Here is a 4,672-nt window from a genome sequence, read left to right on the forward strand (position 1 = left end):
TGAACAGTGATGTTCAGCAGTGTTCAGCGTAAATGTATCAGGCAAAGACGTGCCACGGGGCTTTGGGCGAGGGAAAGACAATCGGCAAGCGGCTAAGTCACAGAATCCAGAGCGGGGATCCGAGATCCCATCCCCAGAGGCGGCTCTGACGTGGGTTCAACGCTACCGACAGGCGGGGGATCTGAAAGCTGCTCTGCACCTCTGCCGGCAGCTTACCCGCACCCAGCCGCGTTTGTTCGCCGCTCAGGCGTTGCTGGGATCCCTTTATCTCCAGATGGGGGATCCCCGCCAAGCTTTGACCCCCTTGCAACTGGCTCTGCACCTGCGGGGGGATTGGGTGCCGGCCTGGCAGGATCTGGGCGATGCCTGGATGCAGCTTGGCAACCCAGAGGAAGCGGCGCGAGCCTACGAACAGGGCCTGGCCTTTGCCCCCGGTGATGGGCAATTGCTTTTCCGATTGGGCAGTTGTTGGCTCACCCTGGGGAAATTGGCCCAGGCAATTGAGGTGTTGCAACAGGCAGCAGCAGCCCAGCCTCCCCAGGTCTATGCCTTGGCAGCTTTGGGGAATGCCCTGATGCTCGATGGCCAAGCTGGGGAAGCGGAAAGTTGGTTTCGCCAAGCTCTCGCCCTTGCACCCCAGGAGGGGCGAATTCTCGTTAACCTCGGCCACTGCCTGCACCTGCAAGATCGCTTGGAGGAGGCCGCCGATTGTCTGCAACGGGCCATCTCGCTGTTGCCGAGGGATGCCCAGCCTCACAACAACCTGGGCACCATCTTGCAGGAACAAAACCGGTTGGAAGCGGCCATTGAAGCCTATCGGCGCAGCTTGCAGTTGGCCCCCCACTGGCCGGAGATCCACTACAACCTGGGCACGGCTTTGCTTACCCTGGGCCGCTACGAGGAGGGGTGGCGGGAATACGAATGGCGGCTGCAGCGACAAGAGGCGGCCTACCCGCGCTTTCTTTCGCCTCTGTGGACGGGATCCCCCCTGAGCCATCAGACCCTGCTGATCTGCGCCGAACAAGGGTTGGGGGACACGATTCAGTTTGTGCGCTACTTGCCGCTGCTGGCCGAGGCCCATCCCCAAGCGCAAATCTGCCTTCGCTGCCAGGAATCCCTCGTGGAGCTGTTCAGAGGGTGCTTCCCCCTTCCCCAGGTGCAGGTGATCTCGGAAACGGATCCCTTGCCCTCTTTCGATTGCCATCTGCCCTTGCTCAGCTTGCCACAGCGGTTGGGTACCACCCTGGAGACGATCCCGGCCCGCATCCCCTATCTTGTCTATCCCGTTCATGCCGGCGGGCCGCAGATCCCTTTGAGCCTCTCCTGGCGGGAAGACTGGCCGGAGCTTTCCCAGGAGCGGATGAAAGTGGGGCTGGTGTGGGCCAGCGGCCGGCGTGCCCATCCTGAGCTCAACCGCGTGCAAAGGCTGAAAAGTTGTCCTCTGGATCTGCTGCTCCAGCACTTGCATGTGCCTTCCATCCAGTGGGTTAGCCTGCAGGTGGGGGAAGATCTAAGGCCGCTGGGATCCCTATTGGAGCAGCACCAAGTGTTGGAGCTGGGATCCCGTTTCCGCAGTTTTGTCGATACAGCCGCAGCCGTTGCCCAGTTGGATCTGGTGATCAGCGTTGATACAGCCGTTGCTCATTTGGCCGGGGCGATGGGCAAGCCGGTATGGGTGCTGCTCCCCTTTGCCGCCGATTGGCGCTGGCTGCTCCATCGAGAAGATAGCCCCTGGTACCCCGGGGTAATGCGACTGTTTCGACAAGACACACCGGGAGACTGGGTTGGCGTGTTGAGGCGGGTGCAGGCCGCTCTTGAAGAGAGGTTGCGAGGGATCCCTTCTCAAGACCGTGCCTGTTCCTCCCCCTGAACGATGCGCTGAAATAGATAGCCGGTGCCTCGGGCCGTCAGGATCAGCTCTGGGTTGCTGGGGTCATCTTCCAGCTTGGCCCGCAGCCGCGAGATGTGGACATCCACCACCCGCGTATCCACATGGCGCTCCGGGGTATAGCCCCACACCTCTTGCAAAATCTCGGAGCGGGAAAAAGGCTCCCCCGACCGACTGACCAACAACTCCAGTAGACTAAACTCCATCCCCGTCAGGCGAATGCGCTCGTCCCGTTTGTAGACCTGCCGCTTGTTGGTATCGATGCGAATATCCCCCACTTGAATCACCCCAGAACTGGGGATCCCATCGTGGGCCGACCGCGCCACCCGGCGCAACACCGACCGAATGCGAGCTTCCAGCTCCTTGGGGGAAAAGGGCTTGACCACATAGTCGTCTGCCCCCAGCTCCAGCCCTGTGATACGGTCGGCTACATCTCCCAGCGCCGTCAGCATGATGATGGGGATGTCCGATTCTTTGCGCAGCTCCTGGCAGACCCCATAGCCATCCAGCTTCGGCATCATCACATCCAGTACCACCAGGTCGGGATCCTGCTTGTGGAAAACCTCCAGCGCCTCCTCGCCGTCCGAAGCTGTGACCACGTCGTATCCGATCATGGACAGACGGGTTTCCAAGATGCGTCGAATGCTGGCCTCATCATCGACCACCAGAATCCGTTCCTTACGCTGTGCTTCCACGGTGCTGCAACTCCTGAACTTCTAACGGTACTCGGTAAAAGAGAAATCTGAAAAAGAACTAAGGTGGGCGCTATCTTGAGTTGGGCGGATGCAGGAACCTCAGGGGCTGCTCCTCAGTTGGGCAGACTCACCGAGTGAAATTGAACACTCACAAGCAATCATCTGCAATTAACCAAAGCCGCACCCCAGGGATGCAGCTCCGGGAAACAAGCACAAAACAGAAGGCCCTCTCAGCAGTGGATTCAATCTTGTTAAAAGCTCCAACTTCAATCCCACTTGATGATGCTGTCCAGTACTTGGTGCAAGGCACTCCTCCCCCCAAACCATTGCTCAAACCTGAGAGGCCTTCGTAAGAAGTTACTTTCCATAACCTAATTTATCATCCAAAATCGGCTGCCAACCCGCCTCGATGCTCTATTTTGCGGCTATCGGGCCGGACTTGATACATACCTTCACAACTTTTTCAGGCCGATGCCCATTTTTCGGGATGTCCCTCAGGAAAAGCTGGGGATCCTTGACCGTTTGCGGTGGGAACAGCGTAGCAACTGGCCAATAGCTCGGCGGAACGGATCTCTCGATCCGTATGATGCTCCAAAACACGCCGCAACAGACGTTCTGCTTCCAGCCAGGCAGCCAAAGGCAGCGAATCCTCAGGCAGAGGCAGTGTGGAGCTGGGCAGGGATCCCAAAGCACGTAAGGCAGAGGCTGAGACCCAGGCAATTGGGCTGGGCCGCTGGGCCACCCGGCAGGGATCACAGACCAAGCCACCCCATTGGGGGCTGAAAAAAACGCCGTCGACCAACTCCCCTTGACAGAAGTAGCAGGCTTGTACCTGAGGGGCGAACCCCGCCAACGCCAGGAGGTGGTACAATCCGTGGGTGAGCAAGGGCAGAACGGCCTGTTCCGAAGCAGCCCGCTCGATGCGTTCCAAGTGTTCGACCAACACCACAAACAGCTCTTCCTGGGCTTGATCGGGCAAGGCCAACTGCAGAGCCACCTCCGCCAAGTACTGCGCTGCCGTGAGATGGGCTAAGCTGCGGCTGAGACGAGGAAAAGTCTGGAGGGTTTCCGCTTGGACGATGCGCTGTAGACGCTGGGAGGTATCTGCTTGGGCAGACCAGCGCCCCCGCACCATCAGCAAATCGTTAATGACAAAAGGCTCCATCCGCCCGCCCAGCTTGGAAGGCTGCTTACGGGATCCCTTGGCCACCGCCCGGATCAACCCTTGCTCGCGGGTCAAGATGGTTACAATCCGATCCGCCTCTCCCAGGGGGATCCCTTTCAGGTTGATGCCCGTAACCCGGTAGGTGCGGCCACTCATGGGGTTCCTCTGGCTTTCAGCTCTTGCATCAGCTCCAGCCCCCAAGAGGTGCCAATACGGCTGGCCCCCGCCTGGATCATGGCCTCTGCTTGAGCCACTGTGCGAATGCCGCCCGACGCTTTCACCCCCACTTTACCGCGGCTGAGTTGCCACAACAGTTGCACATCTGCCGGCGTCGCCCCCCCCATCCAGCCGGTGGAAGTCATCAGAAAAGCCGCCCCCGCATCGATACAAATCTCCCCGGCCAGCTTTTTCTCCTCCTCGGTCAGCAGAGCCGTTTCCAAAATGGCCTTGACGCAAACCCCCGTTTCTTCCACCAGTTGGGCAATCTCGGCATGGAGGCGATCCAGCTCTCCCGCCTTGAGCCAAGCCAAGTTGATGCGGACATCCAGCTCCCGGCACCCCTGCTCCACCGCCAGTTGGGCCTCGTAAAGCTTGGCCTCTGCAGTGGTTGTGCCCAGGGGAAACCCCACCACCGTGCTCACCTTGACCGGGGATCCGTGCAGCCGCTCCACCACCCGCGGCACGTAGCAAGGAGGAACACAAAAAGTGGGGAAGCCATAGCGCAAGGCAATCTCACACCCCTGGTCAATCTGTTCTGGAGTAACCATCGGCAACAGCAGAGTATGGTCGATGTACTCCGCCAAATTGAGCGAGCTATCCGCTATGCCCTTGCGCTCCAGAGAGAGCATTGGTCGATCCCCCAGCACCCATCTTTACTCTAGCTTCAGCTAGAAATCGCAGGAGCCCCGCACTGTACCCGTAGGG

At 59.5% G+C, this 4,672-nt stretch carries 4 protein-coding genes; 1 reads left to right on the forward strand and 3 read right to left on the reverse strand.

The window, feature by feature from the left end; translation table 11 throughout:
* Positions 1-19: 19 nt before the first annotated feature.
* Positions 20-1,870, forward strand: coding sequence for a tetratricopeptide repeat protein (locus NW843_RS12840; protein WP_414523136.1), 1,851 nt, complete (start codon positions 20-22; stop codon positions 1,868-1,870).
* Here NW843_RS12840 and rpaB read toward each other — a convergent pair.
* The 3 genes from rpaB to deoC form a co-directional block, all read right to left on the reverse strand.
* A complete protein-coding gene (rpaB, locus tag NW843_RS12845) occupies positions 1,843-2,583 on the reverse strand; it encodes a response regulator transcription factor RpaB (protein WP_011434119.1) in 741 nt (246 codons plus the stop codon). The two genes, NW843_RS12840 and rpaB, sit on opposite strands and share 28 nt — an antisense overlap.
* 463 nt (positions 2,584-3,046) lie before the next feature.
* The gene (gene recO, locus NW843_RS12850) at positions 3,047-3,904 is read right to left on the reverse strand and encodes a DNA repair protein RecO (RefSeq protein ID WP_414523137.1); all 858 of its coding nucleotides are present in this window, start codon (positions 3,902-3,904) and stop codon (positions 3,047-3,049) included.
* Positions 3,901-4,596, reverse strand: a complete 696-nt coding sequence (deoC, locus tag NW843_RS12855; protein ID WP_011434117.1) for a deoxyribose-phosphate aldolase — start codon at positions 4,594-4,596, stop codon at positions 3,901-3,903. The genes recO and deoC overlap by 4 nt, the downstream gene beginning before the upstream one ends.
* Positions 4,597-4,672 lie beyond the last annotated feature (76 nt).

It is taken from the genome of Synechococcus sp. R5-12 (assembly GCF_047502655.1).
Taxonomy (GTDB): domain Bacteria; phylum Cyanobacteriota; class Cyanobacteriia; order Thermostichales; family Thermostichaceae; genus Thermostichus.

Bases quoted from the DNA above. Each gene is read 5' to 3' on its own strand.
- recO (WP_414523137.1), bottom strand. From the start codon at position 3,904: ATGAGTGGCCGCACCTACCGGGTTACGGGCATCAACCTGAAAGGGATC.
- deoC (WP_011434117.1), bottom strand. From the start codon at position 4,596: ATGCTCTCTCTGGAGCGCAAGGGCATAGCGGATAGCTCGCTCAATTTG.